Here is a 25,175-nt window from a genome sequence, read left to right as displayed (position 1 = left end):
TCAGTTTGACGCCAGCCTGCGCAAGGCTACGCCGTCGCTGCGGAAGGCATGCAGCGCGGCGGCGGGGAGCGAGAATGCGACAGTCTGCCCTACGCGCAGACTGTCGTCCTGTGTCTTGGCGACCAGCATGGACGCTTCGTCCGACCATCGCAGGTGCACATAGCTGTGCTCCCCCAGCGCCTCGACGTGCACGATCTTCGCCTGCCATTCGCCTTGTCCCAGCACCAGGTGCTCGGGACGTATGCCCAGGGTCAGCGCGGCCCCCGGCACCATGTCCGTGCCATCGACGGCGGCGGCGCAGGCGCGGCCCTGCAATGTGGTGGCGATACCGTTCTGCAAGACGCTGGTCAGGCTGGCGTTGAAGAAATTCATCGCCGGGGTACCGATGAAGCCGGCCGCGAACAGATTGGCCGGATGATGGTACAGCTCCAGCGGCGTGCCGATCTGCGCCACGTTGGACTGGCCCGGCACTTCGGCGGCGGGACGCAGCAGGACGATCTTGTCGGCCAGCGTCATCGCCTCCACCTGGTCGTGCGTCACATAGATCATGCTGGCGGAATTGAGCTCGCGATGCAGGCGGGCGATTTCAAGCCGGGTCTGGGCGCGCAGCGAGGCGTCCAGGTTGGACAGCGGTTCGTCGAACAGGAACACCTTGGGCTTCTTGACGATGGCGCGGCCGATCGCCACCCGCTGGCGCTGGCCGCCGGACAACGCGCCCGGCTTGCGCGCCAGCAGCGCGTCCAGCTGCAGGATGCGCGACGCCTCCATCACGCGGCGCTCGATCTCGGCCTTGTCCAGCCGCTGCCGGGTCAGGCCGAACGCCATGTTGTCGTACACCGTCATGTGCGGGTACAGCGCATAGCTCTGGAACACCATGGCGATGTGGCGCTCGGCCGGCGCCACATCGTTGATGGTGCGGCCGTCGATGGTCAGCGTGCCGGCGCCGACCGGCTCCAGTCCGGCGATCAGCCGCAGCAGGCTGGACTTGCCGCAGCCCGAGGGACCGATGAACACGCAGAATTCACCGGGCGCGATGCTCAGGTTGATGTCGTTCAGGACATGCTGGCCGTTGTAGGCCAGCGCGATATGGTGGAGGCTAACTTGCGTCATGAGGTTTCCGTTTTACTTGATGCCGCTGGACTGGTCGTTGATGCTCAGGAAGCGCCGGTTCAGCATGATGTACATGATCAGGATCGGCAGGATGGAGATCACCGAGCCGGCCATGATCAGGTTCCACGACGACGACTTGGCATACTGCTTGGCCACCGCGTTCAAGCCTTGCGTCAGCAGGTACTGGTCGACGCTGGAGATGAACAGCAGCGGCTTCATGAACTCGTTCCAGATGCCCATGAAGACGAAGATGGCCTGCGTGGCCAGCGCCGGCTTGGCCATCGGCAGCACGATGCGGAAGAAGCGGTGGAACGGCCCCGAGCCGTCCAGCGTGGCCGCCTCCTCGATTTCGACCGGGAAGTTGATGAAGAACTGGCGCATCATGAAGATGTAGGCGATCGACACGGCCGAGGTCAGGATCACCGACAGATGGGTGTCAACCAGGCCCATGCGCGCGACGATCATGTAGGCCGGTATCATCGTCACCTGGCTCGGCACCATCACCAACAGCATCAAGGTCTGGAACAGCAGGCCCCGGCCACGGAAGCGGAAGCGCGCCAGCGCGTAGCCCGCCATGGTGTTGAACAGCACATTGAGCAGCGTGACCGACAGCGCCACCGTGAACGAATTCCACAGCCACTGGTAGAACGGCCCGCGCAGGATCATCTCGTAGGCCGCCAGCGTCGGCGCCTGCGGCCAGACGCTGCCGGCGACGGCGATTTCAAGAGGGCTCTTGAGCGAGGTCAGGATGGCCCAGCCGAAGGGCGCCAGGGTCAGCAGGCTGTAGCCGGCCAGCACCGCGTACAGCGCGCCGGCGGAGTATGAAGAGCGCCTCATCGGTTCACCCCGTCCGGCCGCACAAAGCGGTTCAGTATCAGCGTGGCGCAGAAAATGATCACCGTCAGCACCACCGCCAGCGCGCAGGCCAGGCCCATGGTGTTGTAGTTCTTGAAGGCGAAGTGGTAGATCAGCAGCGTGAAGGTCAGCGTCGCGTTCTCCGGACCGCCCTCGCCGCCGGACAGGATGAAGGCCTGGTCGAACACCTGGAAGCAGCCGATCAGTCCCATCGTCAGCACGTAGCAGGTGATGGGCGTCAGCTGCGGCACGCTGATCTCCCAGTGGCGGCTGACCGGGCCGGCGCCGTCCAGCAGCGCGGCTTCGTACAGCGAGGCCGGGATCTCCTGCAGCCCGGCCAGGAACACCACCATGAAGTGGGGGATGGTGGAGAACACGTTCATCAGCATGATGATGCCCAGCGCCCATTTGGGATCGCCCAGGAAGTTGATGCTGTGGCCGAAATGCTCCTGCAGGAACTGCACCACCAGGCCGTTGTTATTGAACAGCCACATGAAGATCATCGTCATCGCCGCCGACGAAGTCAGCGTCGGCAGGAACAGCAGCGTGACGAAGCTGCGCTTGAAACGGATCTTGCCGTTGATGGCGCAGGCCAGCGCCATCGCGATCACCGTCTGCAGCGGCACCACCACCGCCACGTAGGTCATGGTGTTGCGGCCCGCGGCCCAGAACTTGTCATCCTCGACCAGATAGGTCAGGTTGCGCAAGCCGACAAAGGTATGGCGACCGGACACCAGGTCCATCTTCTGTACCGAGACGAACAGCGCATAGACGATAGGCGCCAGCGTGAACAGGCCCACCACCAGCAGCGCCGGCAGCAGGAAAGCGTAGGCGCCGAGGGTCGCGCCGCGCGGCAGGCGCGCACGCCACGGCCGCGGCGATGCGCCGTCCGCGGCCGGAATATCCGGGCTGGAAGGCATCATCGCTGGCGCTCGATTTCGCGGTTGGACACGGTTTCGGCCTTCTCCAGCGCCTGCTGCAGCGACTTGGCGCCGTTGAAGGCGGCCAGGAACTGGTTGCCGAAATTGGTGTTCAACACCGGCAGCTCGATCCCGCGCGACCAGACGGTGGCATAGGCGGCGCCGGCCACATGGGCCGACAGCGCAGGCTCGGTACGCACCTGCATGGCCGCCTCCACGCTGCGCCGCGTCGGCAGCGTGCCCGATGCGCTGGCCCACAGCCGCATGCCGGGGCCGGTCATGTAGTGTGCGAAGCGCAGGCCGGCAGCCTTGTTCCTGGCGCCGCGCGGCACCGCGTAGCCCACCACGAAGGCCATGGTCTGTTTGCGCTGGTTCACGGTCGGCATCTCGCGCGAGACAAAGGGAATGTCGCCATAGTCATGCTTAAGCGAAGGCTGCACCCAGTTCCCCTCCATCATCATGACGGTGCGCTGCGTGCCGAAGGCGGCGCCCGGCCAGTCGGCGCCAAGGTCGTCCTTGGGCGAGTACAGGTATTTCATCGCATGCCCGGCGACCAGCTGGTTCAGGTAGGCGTAGGCGGCGGCGTTGCCGGTGAAACGGGCGTGGCCATCGGGTCCGATCAGCGGCTGGCCCGAGGTTTCCAGCGCCGCCAGGTGGCGCGCCAGATCCTTCTCGACGATCATCGCCGCCACGCCGCGCGGCAGGCGGCCCTGCAGCGTCTGGGCAAAACGCATCAGGCCGTTGAAGTCGCGCGGCACGTCGTCCGCGCGGTAGCCGGCCTGCTTGAGCAGGCGCGGATTCAGGTACAGCGCCAGCGTCGAGTAATCCTTGGGCAGGCCGTACAGCCGGCCGTCGCGGCCGCGGAAGGCCTGCAGGAACTGCGGATAGAAATCGGCCTGGTCGGCCGCGCTCAGCTCCAGCGGCTCCAGCACGCCGCTTTCGATCAGCAACGGCGCCTCCACCGCGTCCAGGTAAAACACATCGGGCGGATTGCCGCCGGCAAAACGCGACTTCAGCACGTCCGGGTATTTGTCTTCGATGACCTGCTTGCGCACCTCGATGCCGGTGCTGGCCGTGAAGGCGGCGGCGGCCTGCTCGAAAGCCGCCACCTCGGCGGGCGAGGAGCCCCAGACCGCCACCGTGACCGCCTCGGCGGCCCATCCCGGCGCCGCCGCCAACAGCGCGGCGCACAGCACGGCCACGCGCCGGCGGCCTGGTTGATCGCTCATTGATACGTCTCCTGATACTGCGGTGGCCGTGATCGGCGCATGGTGTAGGTGATTAACGGCATGGGGGCTGCTATACGGACATTGTACTTGCGCCCGCCGGCGGCCGGACCGCCAGATAGACCGTGCTCCACAGCTGGACCGCGTTCGATTCGTCAGCGGTGGCCGCGCCCGGCCCGAACGGCTGCATGCGGTAGCGGCCGTCGGCCCAGGTCCAGGACCACAGCTCGGAATTGCCCTGCGCCTGGGTCGGCAGGATCACGGCCCACAGCGCCTGCTGCGCCTCGGCCAGCAAGGTGCGGGTGCCGGCCGGCAGATCGGCGCGGGCCAGTTGCCGCGCCAGGCCGGCAGCCAGCAAGGCCTGCTGCCACGACCACACCACGGCGCCGTGGTAGCGGTCCGGCCCGAACAGCGGCCGCAGCGCGGCGTCGGCATAGGCGCCGCTGGCCACCAGCAGGCCGACACCGGTCATCAGTCCGGCCGGGAAAGGACGCATGACGGCGGCCAGTTCGCGCTCTATCCATGCCGCCGGCGGCTGCTGCAGCAGCAACGCGAAGCCGAGATCGGAATTCAGCACCGGCACCGGCCGGCCCTGGGCGTCGAGCGCAACGGCGTTGAAGGCCAGATCCTGGGCCGCCAGGCTGGCCAGCGCCGGCGCCGCGTCGACGCCCAGTTCGGCCGCGCAACTGCGCACGCTGTCGCGCGCCTGCTGCGCACTGCGCCGCACCGTGAAATAGCCTGGCACCTGCTGTTCCCACATCTGCGCCAGCCCGGCCGCCGCGGCATCGTCCTCCAGATAGGGCGCAAGCAGGCCGCTGGTGTGCAGCGCGGCGATGGCCCGCAGCGCGGCCGGCACCAGGATGGCGTTGATGCTGTACGAGACGACGCCGCCACCGAGACCGTCGGCGCTGTCGCGCCAGTCGCCGGTCGGCTGGCCCGGCTTCAGATGGATCAGCGTGTCGATGCCGGGCCGTTGCGCGTAGGCGCCGGCCAGCCGTTGCACCAGGCGGAAATTACGGGCCAGCGCGGCGCCGCGCGGTTGTCCGTCGGCGCCGCGTTCGGCCAGCCAGTGCGCCGCGCGCGCGGCGCTTCCCGCGTGCTCCAGCAGATAGGCCATGGCCACCGGCGCCAGCATGAAGTCGTCGTCGACCATCTTGTAGTCGTACACCGGCGCCGCGCCGGAGCTGCCATGCAGCAGCGCGCACTCGCCGATGTCTTCCTCGTGCGCGACCGCGCCGTGCGGATCGAGCCGGTCCAGCACCGACGCCAGCCCGGCCTCGGTGGCGTGCGGCGTCAGCGCCGGCATCAACAGCAGCAGCGACATCAAGGTGTCGCGCCCGAAGTAGGTATTGAAGCGCCACGAGCCGGCCAGCAGCTTGTCGCGGTAGCTGAGGAAGGCCAGGCTCTGGCGCACGCGCAAGGTGCCGGCCTCGGGGTCGCGCAGCAGCTGGGCGGGAGGCAGCGGCAACAGCGCCGGCTCGCCTGTCAGCGCGGTCAGCCGCAGCCGCAGCGCCTGTCCGGGCGCGGCGCCCAGCGTGATGCGGCCATGGGCGTCGGTGTTGACGCTGCCGTTCAGCACCTGCAGCACGATCGCGTAACCGGCGGCGCCATCGAGACGGTCGCGCGACCAGCGCACGCTGTCCGTGGTGAAGTGCACCCGGTTGTGCACACCGAGCGGCAGCCGGCGGTCGTGCTGGTAGTCGCGCAGCACGCGGGCCGAGCTGAGCACGGCACCGGTCACCGTCAACATGTTGCGGTCGGCGCCGATGTCGGTCGCGATGCCGTACAGCGGACGGCCCTGGTCGTCGCTGCCCTGCACCGCGTTCAGCTGTTCCCCGCCGCTCCAGTGCAGCGGCGCCGTGTCCGGCTTGAACCACAGGCCGGTGGCGCTGTTCCCGGCCGGGAAGGCGGCCAGCAGGCGCGGCGCCGCGCCGGAAGTCAGCAGCAGATGGGCGGCGACCGGCCCCTGGCGCAGGAATTCATTGGCGACCAGGCCGTCCGGCAGGGAGAAACGCAATGCTGGTTCGGCCGGGGCGGGCAAGGGGTGGATCTGTTCCATCGATGGGTTCCAAAAAACTGGTGAAAAAAAACCGGCTGGCGCGTACACCGGCCGGCAAGGACGACAGGGTTGCTCCGCTGCCGGATCAAGGCACGGTAAAGGTCGCGCGTTCGACGCCGACGCCGCGTATTTCCAGCTTCTTCCAGCGCCTGGGCAGTGCGGTCTTGCGCTGATGGATGCCCTGGTCGTCGATCTGCAGACCGCCGAAGCCGAACAGCAGGGCTTGCAGCGTGCCGCCGGCGCCCGTCGCAAAATACGGGTTGCCGCCGCCAGGGTACTCCTCCAGCACGCCGAACGGCGCGACCCGCAGACCCTGGTAGCTGCCCTGGAAGCTGGCGTACGCCTGCTCGGCCTGGCCGGATCGCGCGTACAGCGTGGCGACGATGGACTGTCCCATGGCGGGACCTTCCGGCGCCAGCCGCGGCGCGTAGTAGGCCAGGTCCTGGGCGATGCGCGCCCGGTCGCTGACGATGTCGAGCGGATAGGCCAGCAGGTTGACGTCGGCCTGCTTGATCGGCACGCCGTCATAGCTGGCGTTCTCGCGCGTGGTGCCATCCGGGAAATGGAGAATCGGAATGTTGGCGGCCACCAGCTCCCAGTCCGGATCGGGCGCGATGCCCAGTTCGCGCGCGGCCTGGGCTGCGTAGCGCAACACGGTGATGGCCATGCCGTTGGTGAAGGCGTTGTTGTCGATGTTTTCCTGCCACTCGTTGGCGCCGATCACGTTGTTGATCTCGTAGCGGCCCGGTCCCTTGCGCTCGACCCGGCTGGTCCAGAAGTCGGCCACTTCCTTCAGCATCGGATAGCCGCGCTCCCGCAGCCACAGTTTGTCGTGGGTGACCTGGTAGTATTTCCAGAAGGCCCAGCCGACGCAGCCGGTCACGTGCTGCTGGAAGGGCCCGGTCAGCGCCCATACCGGCGTGACCTCATGCCCCTCGCTCGCCGATTCCCACGGAAACATCGCGCCCTTGTAGCCGTGGTTGCGCGCGTTCTCGCGCGCCGCGCCCAGGCGCTGGAACCGGTACTCCAGCATCGACCTGGCCAGCTCGGGCTTGAGCGCCAGCAGCGGCGGCAGCATCCACAGTTCGGCATCCCAGAACACGTGGCCGTTGTAGCCCAGGCCGGACAGGCCCATCGGCGACAGGCTGAAGGCCGTGCCTTCGCGCGCGAACGAATACAGGTGGTAGAGCGCCAGGCGCATGTCGCGCTGGGTTTGCGGGTCGCCCTCGATGACCACGTCGCTGGTCCACAAGGCCTCCCATGCCTTGAGGTGGGCCGCCATCAGCCGTTCGCGCCCTTCCAGCGCGGCGTACACCGTCAGCCGCTCGGCCTCGTTGTGCGGATCGGCCAGGTGGGCCGACGTCAGCATCGATCCGACCACCGAGAAGCGCAAGGTGGCGCCGGCCTTGAGCGTCTTGCTGAACTTGGTCAGGTGGGTGTTGTAGTCGGTATCCTCGTGCACCAGATCCGGCTGCGCGCCCGCATCGAAGATGAAGCTCACGGCGGCAGCGACGGTGTGCTTGCCCGACGGGCTCTTGCCGACCGAAGTCATGAGCGGAATGCGCGCGTGCGGCCGGTCGATCTGCGCATACAGGTTCTTGACGTCGCGCAGGATGTCGGGCGCCTCGATCGTCGCCGACGGGGTGACGGTGGCGTCGCGCCGCGCCGTGATCTCCACCGTGGCCAGCGCGGTATAGGGCAGCTGGCGCAGCGCCGCGATGCTGTGCCGGACATGGATCTTGTCCTTGACGTCGAACTCGGTGATCAGCAGCGCCCGCTTCATGTCCAGCGACTGCCGCAAGCCCGACACATGGGCGGCATCGACGCGCTGTCCATCGACGTCGAGATTGATGTTCATGAAGTTGAAACCCTTCATGATGTTGTCGACCCGGCCCCGGCCGTAGGTGTCGAACGCGCCATTGAGCACCACTTCGCCGATCTTCATCGGTTCCGGCGAGGACACCAGGCCTATCATGCCGTTGGCGACCGTCACGCCGCGATAGCGGGCGGCGTCGATGGTGGGGGCGACGATGGTCCAGTCGTCCTGCGCGCCGGCTTGCACGGCCGCACCGGCCAGCAACAGCGCCACGGCGAGATATTTTTTCATTGAAAATCCTGGCAAAAAAAACCGGCCGGCGCGCACGCCAGCCGGAAAGGACACGACACTTAGAACGATGCCGTCAGGCTCAGCTGCATGTTGCGGCCCAGGATGGCGCGCGCAAAGAAGTAGTTGCCGCTGGCGACTTCGGTGAACCCGGCGCGCGGATTGCCTTCGGTCAGGCCGATGGTGTTGGTCAGGTTCTGCACGCTGAAGTTCAGCGACAGCGTCGGCGACAACTGATAGTTCGTGCCTACGTCCACCGTATGATAGGCCGGCAGCACGAAGGAGTTGGCGGCATCGGCGAAACGCTTGCCGACCTGGTGATACGACAGATAGACCTCACCCTTGTTATCCGGCAGCAGCAGCGCAGGCGTGATGGTGTAGTTCTGGTCCGGCGAACGCTCCGGGTGCGAGCCCAGGCTGGCGGTGTTGACGGTGGCGGCCGATGGACCGCTGACGCTCTTGATGCTCATCGACGAGTGCTGGACCACGCCGGTCAGGTTGACGCGGGCATAGCGCAGCGGTTTCCATTGCAGGTCGTATTCCAGGCCATTGACGATGATATCGCCGCCGATCCGGGTTTCCAGCGTGTCGCCCTCCAGCAGGCGGCTGAACTGGTAGTCCTTGAAGTTGGTGCGGAACGCCGTCAGCGAGGCGGAGAAGCCGCGCCGCTGGTAGCGCGCGCCCAGCTCGCCGAAGCTGATGCGGGTCACGGGATTCTCGTTGTTGGCCTGGTAGCTTTTCGAATAGCGTGCGTAGGCGGCCAGGTTGTCATTGATCAGGTAGTTGCCGCCGGCGGTGACCGAGCTGTGGTTGCTGGAGCCGTTGTCGACGTAGTCGTACTGGCCGTTGAAGGCCGGCATGGTGTTGTTGACGATGATGTTGTCGGCGTCGCTGCCGTCCGGCTTGGTCGAGCCGGGGATGGTCACGACCGAGCCCTGCGGACGCCACGCGCGGTAGCGGAAGTGCTCCAGCCGCGCGCCGGCGTCCAGGCGCAGGCGCTCGTTGACCTGGTACTCGTCGTTCAGGTAGAGGTTCGACGACGACAGCGAGGAACGGCTCAAGCCCACGCCCCAGGGGTTGTACTCCAGCACGCTCTTGTCGGTCAGCTGGCCGACCACCTTGCCGGCGGCGTCGATGGCGACGATATCGAGGCGGGCCGGGTTGTTCCTCACCTCGCCCAGGAAGCGGGTATTGCCGTCGTTGCCGTTCTGTTCATCCTGGTCGATGGTCAGCAGGCCGGCGGTCAGGCTGTTGCCGGCCGCGGTCCAGGTGAGGCTCAGGTCGTTGACGAAGTTCTGGCGGTAGGCGCGGTTCTTGGCCGAGATATTGTCCGTCAGCAGGCCGTTGCCGCTGACGTTGGCCAGGTTGGCGCCGGAATAGATGGTGCCGCTGGCGACGCCGCGGATGGCCGGCGTGGTGCCGGGGAAGCGCGCCAGCATGGCCTTGATGTCGGCGTTGGTGGCCGGGTTCAAGCGGTCGGCGGCGGTGCGCAGGCTGTTGTTGTCGAAGGTGAAAATGGCGTTGAATTCGTTCTTGAAGTCGGTATAGCGGCCCTTGGAGCGCACCGTGAAGGCGTCGTTCAGGCGCTTCTCGAAGTTGTAGCCGATCGAGGTGGACTTGGTGGCGACGCCGTCGTTCAGATCGTTGGTCTGGATGCCATTGGAATTGCGGCCGGCCTGCACGCCGTTGTCGGCGCTGAGCAAGGTGCCATAGTTGCCGTCGAAGCCGGGCACCGGTTCCGGATGGGCCGGATTCTGGAACGGCGTCGGCAGCAGGAAGGTGTTGTGGTCGTTGACCAGCTTGACGTTGACGCTGAATTCGCCGTCGCCCCATTTCCGGCCCACGTAGGCGCGCAGCAGGCCGCCGTGGTCGGCGGTGAAGCCGATGTCGCGCACCGAGTCCGAGTTGCGATAGAAGCCGCCGAAGCCGGCGTACCAGCCGTTGCCGAGCGCGCCGCCGTAGCGCAGGTCGATGCGCTTGGTGCCGTAGTCGGAGCCGGTCAGGCGGATCGCGCCTTCCGGTTCATCCTTGGAGCGCACCGTGATGAAGTTGACGGTGGCGCCGGCGCCGTTGACCGTCAGGATGCCGGACGTGCCGCCGCGCACCGCCTCCATGCGGTCGATCGACAATTCCTGCTTGAGGATGGTGTCGGCCAGGCCGGGATGGTAGAACACCGGCAGCCCGTCCTCGGACAGCTGGACGAAGTTCTGGCCGCCGCCGGCCAGGCCGCGCACGGTGTAGTTGTTGGACACTTCGCCGCCCGAATCCTCGACCATCATGCCCGGAATCAGTTCCAGCACGCTGGCCGTGCTGCGCGGCGCCTTGCGGTCGAGGTCGGCGCGGTCGACGCTGGTGACGGCCACCGAGCTTTCGCGCACGGTGCGCTTGAGCGAGGTGCTGCCGGTGACCACCACCTGGTTCAGCTTGTCGTCGGCTCCATTGTCGGCGCCGCCGGCGCTCTTGTCAGGCGCCGGCGCGGCGGCCTCCTGTGCCTGTACCTGCTGCGTCAGCGCCAACACCGCCAGCGTGATGGTCGACAGCAAAAAACGTTTGCGATTCTTCATTTGGTCTCCGTTTATTATCTTTTTAACTACGATTGTATAGGCGGTCGCTGCTGTGTAGCCGGATATCGGCGCTGTCGGTTTTTGCATTTTCCGCCAATTTCAATTGAGCAACCGGTTCTCCTTATTTGCGCAACCGGTTGCTCAACGAAATAATTATGCAGCGTTCCAAATTTATTTGCAATTTATTCCTGCCTGCCGGCGCAATATGCAACACTTGCGGCTTAGCGTAAAAATGGCGGTATCATGCCGCTTTCGAATGGCGGCCCAGGGCCGGGGGAACCGTAGTGAAGATGACGCTGGACCAACTCGCATTGAATCTGGGCTTGTCGAAGGGCACGGTCAGCCGCGCCCTCAACGGCAAGGGACGCATGGCTGAAGAAACCCGCCAGCGCATCCTGGCCGCGATGGATGAGTCCGGATACACGCCCGACCCGACTGCGCGCGAGCTCAGCCGGCGCTCGCGCCACAGCGTCGGCATTTCCCTGAGCAAGGGCGGATTCGGCCCCTACTTCACCCTGTTCTGGCGCGCCCTGGTGCAGGTCGCCGGCGAACGCGGCACCCGCTTTGTTGAAATGAGCGAGCCGCTGGAAAGCTACGCCCGGCTGCCGGACGCGGTACTGCTGCACAACACGGAAAAAGTGCAGGAACGCCTGGCGTTGCTGGCGCGCCGCAAGGTACCGGCCGTGGTGCTGGGACACCAGCCGGATGCCGCCTTCGTGGTGCCGGACGATGCCGGCGGCGGCGCCGCAGCCACCCGCTGCCTGCTGGAGTTGGGGCACCGCACGATAGGCTTTGTCGGCATGCCGACCGCGCAGCAGTCCGACGTCGACCGCCGCCATGGCTACCGCACGGCGCTGGCGGAAGCCGGCATCGGCTTGCGTCCGGAGCTGGAACTGGACGGACAGTTCTCGGTGCTGGGCGGCTATCGCGCGGTGCGGCGCGCCTGGGAAAGCGGCTTACGCTTCACGGCCCTGTTCTGCGCCAGCGACGAGATGGCCATCGGCGCCATCGGCGCGCTGGAGGACCTGGGCCTGCAGGTGCCGCAACAGGTGTCGGTGGTCGGCTTCGACGGCCTGCCTGGCATGCCGTACGAGTTGACCACGGTGGTCCAGGACATCGAGCGCATCGCCGTGGAAGCCATCACACTGGCCGAGCAGCTGATCGACGGCGGACCGCTATCCGAGATCGTGGTGCCGGTGACGCTGCGCCTGGGCGCCACCACTGCGGCTCGCCTGCCATCGGCGTGACGCAAGGCTGCTGCGGGGAAAACGTCAGAACATGTCTTCCACCCACTTCAGCTGTCTGGGCAGGCAAACTGTTTGAAGGTCATAATGGGCTTTTACAAACGCCCTGGCATTCGCCCCCAAGCTTGCCCTGGCCGCGGCGTCGTCCAGCAGCGAACAGACTTCATCGCATAGTCCTGCGGCATCGAAGAATTCCACCAATCGTCCCGTTTCGCCGTGGCGGATGGCCTCGCGCAATGGCTGTGTGTCGCTCGCGACAATAGCGCAGCCAGCGCTCATGGCCTCCAGCAGGCTCCAGGAAAGGACAAAAGGATAGGTCAGATAAACATGCACCGTCGAAATCTGCAAAAACGGGACGAAGTGTTCATACGGAATATTGCCGAGGAAGTGTACGCGGCTCCAGTCCTGGTCGCTTACCAGCGGGCGAACCTCTTCGGCAAAAATATTCTTCCACTGGCGGCCGTCGGCAGGCGGGGGACCATTGCCGGCGCCGTCCCCTCCCGCGATCAATACCTTGGCGTTTGGCCTGCGCCTTAAAATCTCCGGCAACGCCCGCATGAAGATGTGATACCCCCTGTACGGTTCAAGGTTGCGATTGACAAAGGTAATGATCTCGTCGCCTTTGGTAAGCGCGACGTCGCCATTCAAGGTCAGCTTGACGCCTGGATTTGGCTTTACAAACTCCGTATCAATGCCGTCATGGATGACAGCGATTTTGCCGCGAAAGGGCTCGGGAAAAGTGCTGGCCTGCCAATGCGTCGGCGCGATCCCTACATCGGCAATATCGAAGTGCAGCTGATTGTTTAGGTTCTTCAACTTCACCTGGCAACCTGCGCTGTCGTCGGCCGCTGGAAACTCGGGATCAAAACCTATGTCGGCGCCTTGGACCCGCCAATAGAACTCGCAATAGATGCCCAGCTTCGCATCGGGCCAGACCTCTTTCAGGAACATGCTTTCCCCCCATCCGGGGTGCGCAACAATCACGTCGGGCGTGTAGCCCTCGGCCTTCAGCTTTAGCGCGGCGCGAAAACAGGCGTCGCCACGTATGGTCATGGACTCGAAGCTGTTTAACCAGGGATGAATGTTCGGTGTGCTGATCCGGCTCAGGCCATACGGGACGACATCCACACCATCCGCTTGAGGACCCTCGAGCTTTTGCAGGGTTAGCGCCACCACCTCGTGACCTCGCCGCGCCAATGCGGGCGCCAGGAATGCAAATTGAGTCGGGAACCGCTGGTGGACGAACAGAATATTCATTAAGAAATCCAGCCTTGTTTAGCGATACCACCCACCACAGGCGGGCCCGAGGCATTATAGCCGTAGCGAGTCGGCGGCCATGCCCGGCGACTACACCTACGTCATGGAATGGATACGACGACCTTGCCCACGTGCTGGTTCGCCTCCAGGTAACGATGGGCGTCGGCGATCCGCTCGAACGGGAACACGCGGGCGATGACGGGCGACAGCGCGCCGCCGGCCAGGCCGTCGAGTATGCAGCGTTGGGCGGCACGCAGGCGCCGTTCGTCGCGCAGGATTTCGTGCACCAGGTAGCCGCGCAGCGTCAGGCTCTTGCCCAGCACGCTGCCCAGCGGGAACGGCGTCGGCTGCGCGCTCAAGCCTCCGTATTCGATCAGGATGCCGCCCACCGCCATCGCTTCGGTCAGCGGCTCGAACAGCGGTCCGGCCACCGCATCGAACACCACCCTGACCCCGGCCGCGCCGGCGATCCCGCGCAGCCGGGCGGCCAGGTCCTCCTCCTCCGATGCAATGACATGGTGCGCGCCGGCCTGCCGCAGCGCCTCGGCCTTGTCCGAATGGCGCGTCACGGCGATCGGCATGGCGCCCGCCAGATTGGCGATCTGGATCGCGGCCAGGCCGACGCTGCTCGACGCCGCGGTGATCACCACCGGCTCCCCCGCCGCCAGGCCGGCGATGTCGATCAGGCCGCCGTACGCGGTCAGGTATTGCATCCACGTCGCGGCCGCGGCTTCCCAGCTCAACGACGGCGGATGGCGCACCACCAGTTCGGCCGGATAGTTGAGGACTTCCGCGTAGGTCGGCCATTGCGCCATCGAGACCGGCGGGATCAGGCTGACGGCATCGCCGGCGTTGAAGCCGGTCACGCCGGCGCCGGCCTGCTCGACAATGCCGGCCGCCTCCAGCCCCAGTCCGGACGGCAGCGCCGGGGTCTCGATATACGTCCCCGAGCGCATCAGAATCTCGGCGCGGTTCAGTCCCAGCGCCTTCACGCGGATGCGGACCTGGCCGGGACCGGGCGCCGGCAGATCCACCTGCTCCATGCGAAGCACGTCGGCCGTGCCGAATTCATGGAATCTCACTATGCGTGTCATGGTCGTCATTCCTATATAATTTTGATGGAATCGATTATCACGCCGCTCATTTTGCGGATAAATCCCCTTCTCGGCACGACAGAAAAAACCAGGAGTTTTTAATTGGACAGGCTGACCAGCATGGCGGTATTTGTCCGCGCGGTGGATCTGGGCTCGTTTTCCGCCGCCGCAGCGGCGCTCGACCTGTCCGCCCCGATGGTCGGCAAGCACATCCAGTTTCTCGAACAGCGCCTGGGCGTGCGCCTGCTCCACCGCACCACGCGGCGCCAGAGCCTGACCGATTTCGGCCGCGCCTACTACGACCGCTGCCGCGCCATCCTGGCCGACGTGGCTGCGGCCGACGCCATGGCCGACGACCAGCGCGCCGAGCCGGCAGGCCGGCTGCGCGTCAGCATGCCCGCGTTATTCGGCCGGGTCTGCGTGCTGCCGGTGCTGATGGAATTGGCGGGGCGGCATCCCGGCCTGGAACTGGACCTGTCCTTCACCGACGGCTTTGCCGACCTGGCCGGCGACGGCGTCGACCTGGCGATCCGCAGCCTGTCGCGGCATGGCGCCGGCGTCGGCGATCCCGCCGGCATCGTCGCACGCCGGCTCTGCAGCGACGACATGGTGCTGTGCGCGGCGCCGGCGTACCTGGCGGCGCACGGCGTACTGCCCACGCTGGACGCGCTGTCGGCGCACCAGGCCATCATGTTCGCCCGCCTCGGCCACGTCCAGCCGTGGCGTTTCCCGCAGCCCGACGGCGGCTACGCCGAGATCGTGCCGCGCCACCGCTGCCGCTTCGACGATTTGGCGGCGATGATCGACGCGGCGGCCGCCGGCGCCGGGCTGGCCTGGCTGCCCGGCTGGCTGGCGCGCGGCCGGCTGGCCGACGGCAGCCTGGTGCGCGTGCTGCCGGACCAGCCGGCGCTGGTCTACGACCATTACGCGATGTGGCTGCAGACGCCACAGCTTCCGCTCAAGACGCGTGCCGCCATCGATGCGCTGGCCGCGGGCCTGCCGGCGCTGATGGCCTGAACAACCCGATCAGGCAGCGGCCGGCGGCCAGGCGCCGACCTGGTTCAACATGCCGAACCAGTCCTCCAGGTGCCAGGTGTGGGTGATGCGATCCTCGCCCAGTGTATGGAACTCGTGGATGGCGATGGCGATCGGCTTGCCGGTCGGCGCGATGCCGAAGAACTCCCCCCGGTGCGTGCCGGTGATCCGCGCCCGCACCGCCGCGCGGCCGTCGCGGCCGAACATGTCCAGCACTTCGATATGCACGTCGGGGAAGGCGGCGGCGAGCATCTCGACAATGGGCTTCATGCCGGCCAGGCCGGGCTGCTGGCCGGGGCCGAGGGGGATGTCCTGCCAGTCCGGCATCAGCGCCAGCTCGAGCAGCTCGGGGTTCTTGTGGTTGAAGGCGCCGTAGAGATTTTCTATGGCTTGTTGCTGGGCCTTGGTCAGGCCGTTTTCCTGCATGGTCATGATGCTGCTTCCTGTGTGAGTGAACGACCCGCTCACTGTAGCAAGCGGCACCAACGCAAGTCCAATCGATAATGGATATGCGGTATTATCCATGACATGGATTTACATGGAATCGACCTCAACCTACTCGTCGCCTTCGACGCCCTCATCTGCGAACGCAACGTCACCCGCGCCGGCGTGCGCATCGGCCGCACGCAGCCGGCGATGAGCGCCGCGCTGGCGCGCCTGCGACTGCTGCTGAAGGACGAGCTGTTCGTGCGCAGCGCCGCCGGCCTGCAGCCGACGCCGCGCGCGCTGGAACTGGCGGCGCCGCTGGGCGAAGCGCTGGCCAGCATCCAGCGCACGCTGGATTTCACCCAGGATTTCGACCCATCCCGTTCCACCGTGCGCTTTACGCTGGGGCTGTCCGATCATCCGGCCTTCGTCATGCTGCCGTCGCTGCAGAAGCGCCTGGCGCAACTGGCGCCCGGCATCACGCTGCGCATCAAGTCCTTTAGCGCGCGCGAGGATGCGGTATCGCTGCTCGACGCCGGCGAGGTGGACGCGGCCGTCGGCGTACCCGGCGGCGCCACGCCGCGCATCCCGACCATGCCGCTGTTCGAGGAACGCTTTGTCTGCGTCATGCGCAAGGGCCATCCGCTGGCGAAGAAACGCATGTCGCTGAAGGGCTTCCTGGCCTGCCAGCACCTGCTGGTATCGCCCGAGGGCGACGGCGTCGGCCACGTCGACGTGCGACTGGCGCAGCTGGGCCACAAGCGCGACATCGCCATCACGCTGCCGCAGATGTACGCGGCGCCGGCCATCGTCGCCCACAGCGATCTGCTGGCGACGCTGATGGAAGGCGTGGTGCAAGCCAGCGGCCTGCGCGGCAAGCTGGCGGTGCTGCCGCTGCCGCAGCTGGACCTGGCGCCGGTGCCCTTCGTGCTGCACTGGCACCGCCGCAACGACGCCCACCCCGCCCAGCGCTGGCTGCGCGGCCAGGTGGCGCTGGCATGCGGCCAACTGTACGGCTGAAAATATCGGCTACACTGTCGGTCATATCTCTCCGCGCCACGTCCATGCCTGAAAAGAACCTGCCCGAACTGATCACCCTGAAACGTCTGATCGACGAAGGCGGGCCGCATCTGGAAGTGAGCACCTCCTGCACGGTGGCGATGGACGGCCGCCAGTTCCCGGTGTATGCGATCGCGCTCGGCAATCCGAGCCCGGACGTGCCGGCGCTGGGCTTCTTCGGCGGCATCCACGGCCTGGAGCGCATCGGCACGCAAGTCATCCTGTCGTTCATGGAAAGCCTGCTGGCGCGGCTGCGCTGGGACAGCACGCTGCACCAGCAGCTCGAATCGATGCGGCTGGTGTTCATGCCGCTGGTGAACCCGGGCGGCATGTGGCAGGCCACGCGCTGCAATCCGCAAGGCGTGGACCTGATGCGCAACGCCCCTCTGAGCGCGGTCGACAAGGTGCCGTTCATGCTGGGCGGCCAGCGCTTCAGCCATCACCTGCCGTGGTATCGCGGCAAGGCCGGCGCGCCGATGGAGCCGGAAAGCCGTGCCGTATGCGAGTTCGTCGAGCGCGAGCTGCTGTCGCGCCAGTTCAGCATGGCGCTTGATTGCCACTCGGGCTTCGGCCTGCGCGACCGCATCTGGTTCCCGCACGCGCACACGGCCGCGCCGATTCCGCACCTGGCCGACATCGGCGCGCTGGAGCAGCTGTTCAGCCAGAGCTACCCCAACCACAACTACGTGTTCGAGCCGCAGAGCCGCCAGTACCGCACCCACGGCGACCTGTGGGACTACCTGTATTTGAACGGCACCAGCTACAACGAGCGCGTGTTCCTGCCGCTGACCTTGGAGATGGGCTCGTGGCTGTGGGTAAAGAAGAATCCGCGCCAGATCTTCGACCGCATCGCCATGTTCAATCCGACCGCCAAGCACCGCCTGCAGCGCGTGCTGCGGCGCCACCTGATCTGGTTCGATTTCCTGATGCGCGCCGCCAACAGCCACGGACGCTGGCGGCCGGAAGGCATGGCGCGCAAGGTGCAGCAGCGCCGCGCGCTGACGCAGTGGTACGACGCATGAGCAACTGGGTCCTGCTGCGCGGCCTGATGCGCGAGCAGCGCCACTGGGGACGCTTCCCCGGCCAGCTTGGCGCCGCGCTGCCGGAGGCGGCCATCGTCACGCCGGACTTGCCAGGCAACGGCGAGCGGCATGCGCTGCGCAGTCCGACCACGGTGGCGCGGATGGTGGAGTTCTGCCGCCAGGACCTGCGCGCGCGCGGATTGCAGCCGCCCTACTCGCTGCTGGCGCTGTCGCTGGGCGGCATGGTCGCGGTGGAATGGGCCAGCCGCTATCCGGCGGAAGTGCAGCGCTGCGTATTGATCAACACCAGCATGCGGCCGTTCAGCCGTTTCCACCAGCGGCTGCGCTGGCAAAACTATCCCGGCATCCTGGGTCTGATGCTGCGCGGCGGTGTCGAGCGCCAGGAACGCCTGATCCTGCGCCTGACCAGCAGCAAGGGCGACGCCGCCGAACGCGAAGGCCTGGTGCAGCGCTGGCTCGGCTATCAGCGCGAGTTCCCGGTCAGCCGCCGGAACGCCTTGCGGCAGCTGTGGTCAGCCGCGCGCTTCCGCGCGCCGGCAGCGCGGCCCGCCGTGCCGCTGCTGGTACTGGCCAGCGCCGGCGACCGGCTGGTCGACCATCGCTGCTCGCTGCGGCTGGCGCAGCATTGGAACGCGGCGCTGGAAGTACACCCCGGCGCGGGCCACGACCTGCCGCTGGACGACGGCGCCTGGGTCGCCGCGGCGGTGGCGAAATGGCTGGCCGGAGAAAAAGGGGCGTAAAATAACGCCCCTATGAACACCACCCCAGCCCTGGACTGCCGTCCGAACTGCGGCGCCTGCTGCACGGCGCCCTCCATCACCAGCCCCATCCCCGGTATGCCGAACGGCAAACCGGCCGGCGTGCGCTGCATCCAGCTGGCCGACGACAACCGCTGCAAGATCTTCGGCCGGCCCGAACGCCCGGCCTTTTGCGGTGGCCTGCAGCCGTCCGCCGACATGTGCGGCGCCAGCCGCGAGGCGGCCATGATCTGGCTGGCCGATCTCGAACGGGCCACCGCGCCGCATTAAAAGCCCCTCAGCGCAGCGTCACCAGCTGCGCCAGCATCTTCATCAATTCCGCGGAAAATTTAGGCAAGATCTCCTTGCTCTCGCAGACTTTGGCTGCTGGCGTCGTGGGTATCGTGGTCTGGATCATGGCTGCCTCCTGCTTGGCTGGTTGGCACCGACAAGCAATAATTTCTTGCTCATGGAGTTTTATCGGCGCATGAGTTATATTCTCCTCCGGCCTTCCAGCGTTATCAAACTAGTTATTTTCGAGATAAGCGTAAGAAAAACTTAGCCTATGGACAAACCGCTGCGCTCACTTTCCGGCCTGATCGACTTCGATTGCGCGGCCCGCTGGGGCAGTTTCAAGCTGGCCGCGCAGGAGCTGCACAAGACCCCGGCGGCGGTCAGCCTGCAGGTCAAGCAGCTGGAGGAGGCCGTCGGTTTCGAGCTGTTTGTGCGCCACCCGCGCCACATCACGCTGACCGACAAGGGCCAGGAACTGGCGGTGGCGGTCGGCCGCACGCTGGGCGAACTGCGCGCCAAGGTCGCCGCGCTGCGGGACGGCGATGATGAAAAAATCCTGCGCATCTCCACCACGCATTCGCTGGCGATCAAATGGCTGGTGCCGCGCATCAGCCGCTTCACCAAGCTGTATCCCGACCTCGATATCCGCATCGATTCCACCGACCGCCTGGTGGACATGGACGACGGCAGTACCGACGTGGCACTGCGCATTTCGGCGGTCGACAGCTCCGATCCCAATTTCCTGTTTCGGGTACGGCTGGTGGCGGTGTACAGCCCGTCGCTGCTGGCGCCGGGCCAGGACGGGCTGAAACTGGCCGATCTGGAGCGCTTCCCGCTGCTGTACGAGGATTCGACCGACAACTGGATCCGCATGCTGCGCGAGAACCATATCCTCAACGGCAAATACGACTTCTCGCGCTCCTACACCAACGCCGCCGTGCTGGTGCAGGCGGCGCTGGCCGGCCACGGCATCGGGCTGACGCACTATGCCATCGCCTACGAAGATATCCTGAGCGGCGCGCTGAAGGTGCTGCCCTGCTTCACCGCCACCTATGGCCGCGGCTATCGCTTCCTGGTCAACCCGAACAAGGAAGGCATGAGCAAGGTCACCCGCTTCCGCGCCTGGGTGAAGGATGAAATCGAAGAGATGCAACGCTCGCTGGATTGACGGCGGCGCGCGATTGCTCTACCTTGGATGGACATCAACCGGTGCGCCATATGAGTTCACTCCTCCGCTTCCTCGCCGTATCCCTGCTCGCGACGCTGGCGCCGGCCGCTCATGCCGCCGACGCCGCCAAGGCGGAGCTGCGCTACGTGCAGAAAAGCGAGGAACGGCCGTCGCCCGACAAGCGCGAATTAAGCCGCTTCCAGGAGGCGCTGGGCATCGCGCTGGCACGGCGGATGGGCCGGCCGATACGCTTCCTGTCGCTGCCGCGCAAGCGCATGGTGGGCGCGCTGGAAAGCGGCGACGCCGATATCCTGTGCGCCTATGTGCCGGCCTGGATGCAGGGCGATGTCTACTGGAGCCGCCCTTTCATCCCCACCTCGGAAGTGCTGGTCTCATCGAGCCGCGTGCCGGCGCCGCGCACGCTGGAGGAACTGAAGGGCAAGCGCATCGGCACGGTGCTGGGCTTCCGCTACCCGGAGGTCGAGCAGCGCCTGGGGGCGGATTTCGTCCGCGACGATGCGCCGTCGGCCGACCTGGCGCTGTTGAAGTGGCAGACCGGCCGCTACGACTACTTTCTCGCCGCACGCACCATGATCGACAAGCAGGCGCAAAAAGGCGCCCTGCCTGCGGGCTACCATCTGCTGGTGGTCAACGAGTATCAATCCATGTGCGCGGTGGCGCGCCACGGCAACGTCAGCCTCGACGAAGTCAACGCCGCCATCAACGCCATTGAAAAGAGCGGCGAACTGGCGCGCATCATGCGCCTGCGCTGATCAGCGCACCAGGCAAGGACGCTTGGCGTCGAAACTCCAGCCGGGGATCAGGAACTGCATCGCCACCGCGTCGTTGCGCGCGCCCAGGCCCATATTGAGGTAGCGCTGGTGCGCCGCTTCCACTTCCACCATGTCCAGCTCCACGCCCAGGCCGGCCCTGGCCGGAACGTCGACCATGCCGCCCTTGATCCGCAGCGGCTCCTTCGTCAGGCGCTGGCCATCCTGCCAGATCCAGTGCGTGTCGATGGCGGTGATCTTGCCCGGCGCGGCGGCGGCCACGTGGGTGAACATCGCCAGCGAAACATCGAAGTGGTTGTTCGAATGCGAACCCCAGGTCATGCCCCATTCATGGCACAGCTGCGCCACGCGCACCGATCCCTGCATGGTCCAGAAATGCGGATCGGCCAGCGGAATATCGACCGACTGCAACTGGATCGCATGACCGAGTTCGCGCCAGTCGGTGGCGATCATGTTGGTGGCGGTCGGCAGGCCGGTCTCGCGGCGGAACTCGGCCATCACCTCGCGGCCGGAGTAACCATCCTCCGCGCCGCACGGGTCTTCCGCATAGGCCAGCACGTCGCCCTTGTCGCGACACAGGCGGACCGCATCCTTCAGCAGCCAGCCGCCGTTCGGATCGAGCGTCACGCGCGCCTGCGGAAAGCGTTCGGCCAGCGCGGTGACGGCTTCGATCTCGTCCTCGCCGCGCAGCACGCCGCCCTTCAGCTTGAAGTCCTTGAAGCCGTAGCGTTCGTAGGCCGCTTCGGCCAGCGCCACCACCGACGAAGCATCCATCGCCGGTTCGTGGCGCAGCCGCGACCACGCATCGGCCGCGCCCATGTCGCTGGCGTAAGGCAGCGTGGTGCGGGTGCGGTCGCCGATGAAGAACAGGTAGCCCAGCATCGGCACTTGGTCGCGTTGCTGGCCGTCACCCAACAGCGCCGCCAGCGGCACATCGAGGTGCTGACCCAGCAGATCCAGCATCGCGCACTCGATAGCGGTAACAGCATGGATTGCGATGCGCAGGTCGAAAGTCTGCAAGCCCCGGCCGCCGCTGTCGCGGTCGGCGAACGTGGTGCGCACCTTGTTGAGCACCGCGTTGTAGTGGCCGACCGGCTGGCCGACGATCAGCGCCTGCGCATCCTCCAGCGTGGTGCGGATCGCTTCGCCGCCAGGCACTTCGCCCACGCCCCGGTTGCCGGCGCTGTCGGTCAGGATCAGCAGGTTGCGGGTGAAGTACGGCCCGTGCGCGCCGCTCAGGTTGAGCAGCATGCTGTCCTGCCCCGCCACCGGAATGACGCGCATGGCGGTAACGACGGGAGTGGCGCTTTGACGAGAGGAGTTCATTAGTCTGGGTCCGGTTTTTACGACTATTTGGATTGCAGTTTCAACTCGCCTTCAAGACGGATATCGTCGGAGGCGCTGCCGACCATCAGCTTGAAGTCGCCGGCTTCGGCGCCCCACGCCAGTTGGCTGTTATAGAACGACAGCAGGTTGCGATCGATGGTGAAGCTCACGCGGCGCTGCTCACCCGGCTTCAGGTGGATCTTCTGGAAGCCCTTCAGCTCCTTCAGCGGCCGCACCACCGACGAGACCATGTCGCGCAAATACAGCTGCACGATTTCCGTGCCTTCGGCCTTGCCGGTATTGGCCAGGTCGAACGACAGCGTGACCTTCTGGTCCGGTGACATGGCTGCGCTGCTGAGCGCCAGGCCGGAGTATTTGAAGTCGGTATAGCTCAGGCCATGGCCGAAGGCGTAGCGCGGCGTGTTGACCGAGTCGATATAGGCCGACTTGTAGACCACGTTCTTCTCGTCGGTCACGGGACGGCCGGTGTTGTACTGCGCGTACGACAGCGGTATCTGGCCGACGCTGCGCGGGAAGGTGATCGGCAGCTTGCCGGAGGGGTTGTAGTCGCCGAACAGCACGTTGGCGACGGCGTTGCCGCCCTCCGTGCCGGGGAACCAGGCGTAGACGATGGCGTCGGCCTGGTCGGCGATGGTGTTGAACACCAGCGGACGGCCGGCCAGCATCACCACCACGACCGGCTTGCCGGTGGCCTGCAGGGCGCTGAACAGCTTTTCCTGCTGGCCCGGCAGCGTGATGTCGGTGCGCGACTTGGCCTCACCGCTCAGGTCCCAGGTTTCGCCGACGGCCAGCACGACGATGTCGGCCTTGGCCGCCGTGGCGACGGCGTCGGCAAAGCCCTCGCTGCCGGCACAGCCGCTGGCGCAAGCCTGCGCGTAGCTGACTTCCGCCTTGCCGGCATGGCTGCGGATGCCTTCAAGGATGCTGACCACCTTGGCACGTTCGCCCTGCACCACCCAACCGCCTTCCAGGTCGCGCTGGGAATCGGCCAGGGGGCCGATGACGGCGATGCGCTGCGGCTCGCGCGACAGCGGCAGCGTCTTGCGCTCGTTCTTCAGCAGCACGATCGATTTCTGCGCCACGTCCAGCGCGGCGGCGCGGTGCGAAGGATCGCTCAGCACGGCCTTCTCGCGCGCGGCATCCGAGTAGCGGTAAGGATCGTCGAACAGCCCCAGCTCGAATTTCTTGACCAGGATGCGGTGGACCGCATCGTCCAGCGTCTTCATCTTGACCTTGCCGGACTTGACGGCGTCCTCCAGGTGCTGGCTGTAGGCGTAGCCTTCCATGTCCATGTCGCTGCCGGCGTTGATGGCCTTGACGGCGGCATCGGCCAGGTCGCTGGCATAACCGTGCGGCACCATCTCGCGCACCGAGCCCCAGTCGCTGACGACGAAGCCCTTGAAGTTCCAGCTGCCCTTGAGGATGTCGCGCTGCAGGAAGGCGTTGCCGGTGGCCGGTATGCCGTTGAGCGTGTTGAAGGAGTTCATGAAGGTGGCCGCGCCGGCGTCCAGCGCCGCCTTGAACGGCGGCAGGTAGACTTCGAACAGCTGCTGGTTGCTCATGTCGACCGCGTTGTAGTCGCGGCCCGCCGTGGCCGCGCCGTAGGCGGCGAAGTGCTTGGCGGTGGCCATCACGGAATCGGTGGCGCCCAGCTGCTTGCCCTGGAAGCCCTCCACGCGGGCGCGGGCGATGGCCGAGCCGAGGAAGGTGTCTTCGCCGGCGCCTTCCATCACGCGGCCCCAGCGCGGATCGCGCGCGATGTCGACCATCGGCGCGAAGGTCCAGTGGATGCCGGAAGCGGCGGCCTCGCGCGCGGCGATACGGGCCGACAGCGCGATCGCGTCCATGTCCCACGAGGCGGATTCGCCCAGCGGGACCGGGAACACCGTCTGGTAGCCGTGGATCACGTCAAGGCTGAACAGCAGCGGAATATGCAGGCGGGACTTGAGCGCCAGCGCCTGGATCTCGCGCGTGTCGGCGACGCCTTTGACGTTCAGCATCGAGCCGACCTTGCCGTTGCGGATGTCGGCCAGCTTGTCGGCGTAGTCGCTGCTGGCCGGCCCGGTGAACTGGCGGCCGGAAAGCTGGTGCAACTGGCCGACCTTCTCGGCCACCGTCATCTGCTTCATCAGCGCCGCGATCTTGGCTTCGATGCGGGCATCCTGTGCTTGGGAGAGCAGCGGCAGCAGGGCCGCGGCCAGGGCAAGAGTAGTCTTCTTCATGGTCATTTATATTGCTGCTGTTTTTGGTCGTAGTATGCCTTCATCGTGTAGAAGGCCTGTTTCTTCTTGCCGGTCTCCGAGATCAAGCCCTTGCGGTTCCAGAAGTCCTGGTAGTACGGGTGCGGACGGCGCGGCGAGCGGAAGTCGGTCAACACCCACGGCGTCATGCCGCGCAGGCCGGGAATCGCGTCCAGCATCTTGAACTGGTTCTTGTACAGCTGGTCCTGGTATTCCTCGCTCCAGCGGGTATCGCTGTCCGCGTGCAGGCCGCCCAGCGCGTCCGCGCCGAATTCGGTGATGATGACCGGCTTGTCGTAATTGACCTTAAACGAGAAGTTCAGCATCTCCTTGTTGTTGGACCAGTACCAGCCGGCGTATTCGTTGAAGCTGGCCAGGTCGATCTTGTCGGCCAGTGGATCTTCCACCGTCACCTCGTTGCCCTTGCGGTGCACTTCCAGCGCGGCGCCGACCAGGCGGGTGCGGTCCAGCGAACGCACGGTGTCGGCCAGCCTGCCCATGAAGTCGTTGCGCGGCGCGCTCACCGGCGTCTCATTCCCGATCGACCAGATGATGACGCTGGCGCGGTTCTTGTCGCGCGTGACCAGGTCCGTCAGCTGCTG

General features: G+C 66.1%; 21 protein-coding genes. 8 read left to right on the top strand and 13 right to left on the bottom strand.

The features are described 5' to 3' along the window. The 7 genes from ACCD07_RS18290 to ACCD07_RS18260 all read right to left on the bottom strand — a co-directional run bounded on the left by ACCD07_RS18290 (nt 1) and on the right by ACCD07_RS18260 (nt 10,838). A complete protein-coding gene (locus ACCD07_RS18290) occupies nt 1-1,110 on the bottom strand; it encodes an ABC transporter ATP-binding protein (protein ID WP_413448178.1) in 1,110 nt (369 codons plus the stop codon). Nucleotides 1,111-1,122: 12 nt separating this feature from the next. Further along, nucleotides 1,123-1,947, bottom strand: coding sequence for a carbohydrate ABC transporter permease (locus ACCD07_RS18285; protein ID WP_176652195.1), 825 nt, complete (start codon nt 1,945-1,947; stop codon nt 1,123-1,125). Beyond that, the gene (locus ACCD07_RS18280) at nt 1,944-2,888 is read right to left on the bottom strand and encodes a carbohydrate ABC transporter permease (protein ID WP_413448177.1); all 945 of its coding nucleotides are present in this window, start codon (nt 2,886-2,888) and stop codon (nt 1,944-1,946) included. The genes ACCD07_RS18285 and ACCD07_RS18280 overlap by 4 nt, the downstream gene beginning before the upstream one ends. Then, entirely contained in the window at nt 2,885-4,114 is a 1,230-nt protein-coding gene (locus tag ACCD07_RS18275; RefSeq protein WP_413448176.1) for an extracellular solute-binding protein, read from the bottom strand. Before ACCD07_RS18275 ends, ACCD07_RS18280 begins: the two co-directional genes overlap by 4 nt. A gap of 70 nt (nt 4,115-4,184) precedes the next feature. Beyond that, nucleotides 4,185-6,170: a hypothetical protein gene (locus ACCD07_RS18270; protein WP_413448175.1), complete on the bottom strand. Its 1,986-nt coding sequence runs from the start codon at nt 6,168-6,170 to the stop codon at nt 4,185-4,187. A gap of 85 nt (nt 6,171-6,255) precedes the next feature. Continuing rightward, nucleotides 6,256-8,277: a glycoside hydrolase family 65 protein gene (locus ACCD07_RS18265; RefSeq protein WP_413448174.1), complete on the bottom strand. Its 2,022-nt coding sequence runs from the start codon at nt 8,275-8,277 to the stop codon at nt 6,256-6,258. Nucleotides 8,278-8,336: 59 nt separating this feature from the next. Then, nucleotides 8,337-10,838 carry a TonB-dependent receptor gene (locus ACCD07_RS18260; protein WP_413448173.1) on the bottom strand — a complete coding sequence of 834 codons (2,502 nt, stop codon included), beginning with the start codon at nt 10,836-10,838 and terminating at the stop codon, nt 8,337-8,339. Between the two features lie 290 nt (nt 10,839-11,128). On the opposite strand from ACCD07_RS18260, the gene ACCD07_RS18255 reads away from it, so the two are divergent. Then, the gene (locus ACCD07_RS18255) at nt 11,129-12,085 is read left to right on the top strand and encodes a LacI family DNA-binding transcriptional regulator (RefSeq protein ID WP_413448213.1); all 957 of its coding nucleotides are present in this window, start codon (nt 11,129-11,131) and stop codon (nt 12,083-12,085) included. A gap of 24 nt (nt 12,086-12,109) precedes the next feature. Here the strand turns inward: ACCD07_RS18255 and ACCD07_RS18250 are convergent, their stop codons facing one another. Next, complete coding sequence (locus ACCD07_RS18250; RefSeq protein ID WP_413448172.1) at nt 12,110-13,339, bottom strand: glycosyltransferase family 4 protein; 1,230 nt, start codon at nt 13,337-13,339, stop codon at nt 12,110-12,112. Nucleotides 13,340-13,440: 101 nt separating this feature from the next. Further along, nucleotides 13,441-14,433, bottom strand: coding sequence for a zinc-dependent alcohol dehydrogenase family protein (locus tag ACCD07_RS18245; protein WP_176652188.1), 993 nt, complete (start codon nt 14,431-14,433; stop codon nt 13,441-13,443). Between the two features lie 102 nt (nt 14,434-14,535). On the opposite strand from ACCD07_RS18245, the gene ACCD07_RS18240 reads away from it, so the two are divergent. Then, nucleotides 14,536-15,450: a LysR family transcriptional regulator gene (locus tag ACCD07_RS18240; RefSeq protein WP_413448171.1), complete on the top strand. Its 915-nt coding sequence runs from the start codon at nt 14,536-14,538 to the stop codon at nt 15,448-15,450. A 9-nt stretch (nt 15,451-15,459) separates the two neighbouring features. On the opposite strand, the gene ACCD07_RS18235 is transcribed toward ACCD07_RS18240, so the two are convergent. Beyond that, on the bottom strand, nt 15,460-15,900 hold the full coding sequence (locus ACCD07_RS18235) for an ester cyclase (protein WP_413448170.1): 441 nt from the start codon (nt 15,898-15,900) through the stop codon (nt 15,460-15,462). A 96-nt stretch (nt 15,901-15,996) separates the two neighbouring features. Between ACCD07_RS18235 and ACCD07_RS18230 the strand changes: the two genes are divergently transcribed. The 6 genes from ACCD07_RS18230 to ACCD07_RS18205 all read left to right on the top strand — a co-directional run bounded on the left by ACCD07_RS18230 (nt 15,997) and on the right by ACCD07_RS18205 (nt 20,968). After that, the gene (locus ACCD07_RS18230; protein WP_413448169.1) at nt 15,997-16,914 is read left to right on the top strand and encodes a LysR family transcriptional regulator; all 918 of its coding nucleotides are present in this window, start codon (nt 15,997-15,999) and stop codon (nt 16,912-16,914) included. A 44-nt stretch (nt 16,915-16,958) separates the two neighbouring features. Continuing rightward, the gene (locus ACCD07_RS18225; RefSeq protein WP_353401369.1) at nt 16,959-17,975 is read left to right on the top strand and encodes a M14 family zinc carboxypeptidase; all 1,017 of its coding nucleotides are present in this window, start codon (nt 16,959-16,961) and stop codon (nt 17,973-17,975) included. Beyond that, complete coding sequence (locus ACCD07_RS18220) at nt 17,972-18,736, top strand: alpha/beta fold hydrolase (RefSeq protein WP_413448168.1); 765 nt, start codon at nt 17,972-17,974, stop codon at nt 18,734-18,736. The genes ACCD07_RS18225 and ACCD07_RS18220 overlap by 4 nt, the downstream gene beginning before the upstream one ends. A gap of 12 nt (nt 18,737-18,748) precedes the next feature. Continuing rightward, nucleotides 18,749-19,024 carry a YkgJ family cysteine cluster protein gene (locus ACCD07_RS18215; RefSeq protein WP_176652182.1) on the top strand — a complete coding sequence of 92 codons (276 nt, stop codon included), beginning with the start codon at nt 18,749-18,751 and terminating at the stop codon, nt 19,022-19,024. Nucleotides 19,025-19,298: 274 nt separating this feature from the next. After that, nucleotides 19,299-20,195, top strand: a complete 897-nt coding sequence (locus ACCD07_RS18210) for a LysR substrate-binding domain-containing protein (protein WP_176652181.1) — start codon at nt 19,299-19,301, stop codon at nt 20,193-20,195. A 50-nt stretch (nt 20,196-20,245) separates the two neighbouring features. Then, nucleotides 20,246-20,968, top strand: a complete 723-nt coding sequence (locus ACCD07_RS18205) for a substrate-binding periplasmic protein (protein ID WP_413448167.1) — start codon at nt 20,246-20,248, stop codon at nt 20,966-20,968. Here the strand turns inward: ACCD07_RS18205 and gudD are convergent, their stop codons facing one another. From gudD to ACCD07_RS18190, 3 genes are all read right to left on the bottom strand, one after another. Then, nucleotides 20,969-22,312, bottom strand: coding sequence for a glucarate dehydratase (gene gudD / locus ACCD07_RS18200; RefSeq protein WP_176652179.1), 1,344 nt, complete (start codon nt 22,310-22,312; stop codon nt 20,969-20,971). It lies immediately after the preceding gene. Between the two features lie 23 nt (nt 22,313-22,335). Further along, on the bottom strand, nt 22,336-24,555 hold the full coding sequence (locus tag ACCD07_RS18195) for a glycoside hydrolase family 3 N-terminal domain-containing protein (RefSeq protein WP_413448166.1): 2,220 nt from the start codon (nt 24,553-24,555) through the stop codon (nt 22,336-22,338). A gap of 2 nt (nt 24,556-24,557) precedes the next feature. After that, nucleotides 24,558-25,175: glycoside hydrolase family 2 TIM barrel-domain containing protein (locus ACCD07_RS18190; protein ID WP_413448165.1), on the bottom strand; the 618-nt coding region annotated here is incomplete at its 5' end.

The sequence above is a fragment of the Duganella sp. Dugasp56 genome (genome assembly GCF_047304105.1).
GTDB lineage: Bacteria > Pseudomonadota > Gammaproteobacteria > Burkholderiales > Burkholderiaceae_D > Rugamonas > Rugamonas hordei.
The sequence above is the reverse complement of the archived record's forward strand: the minus strand, read 5'-3'. Positions and strand labels throughout refer to the sequence as shown.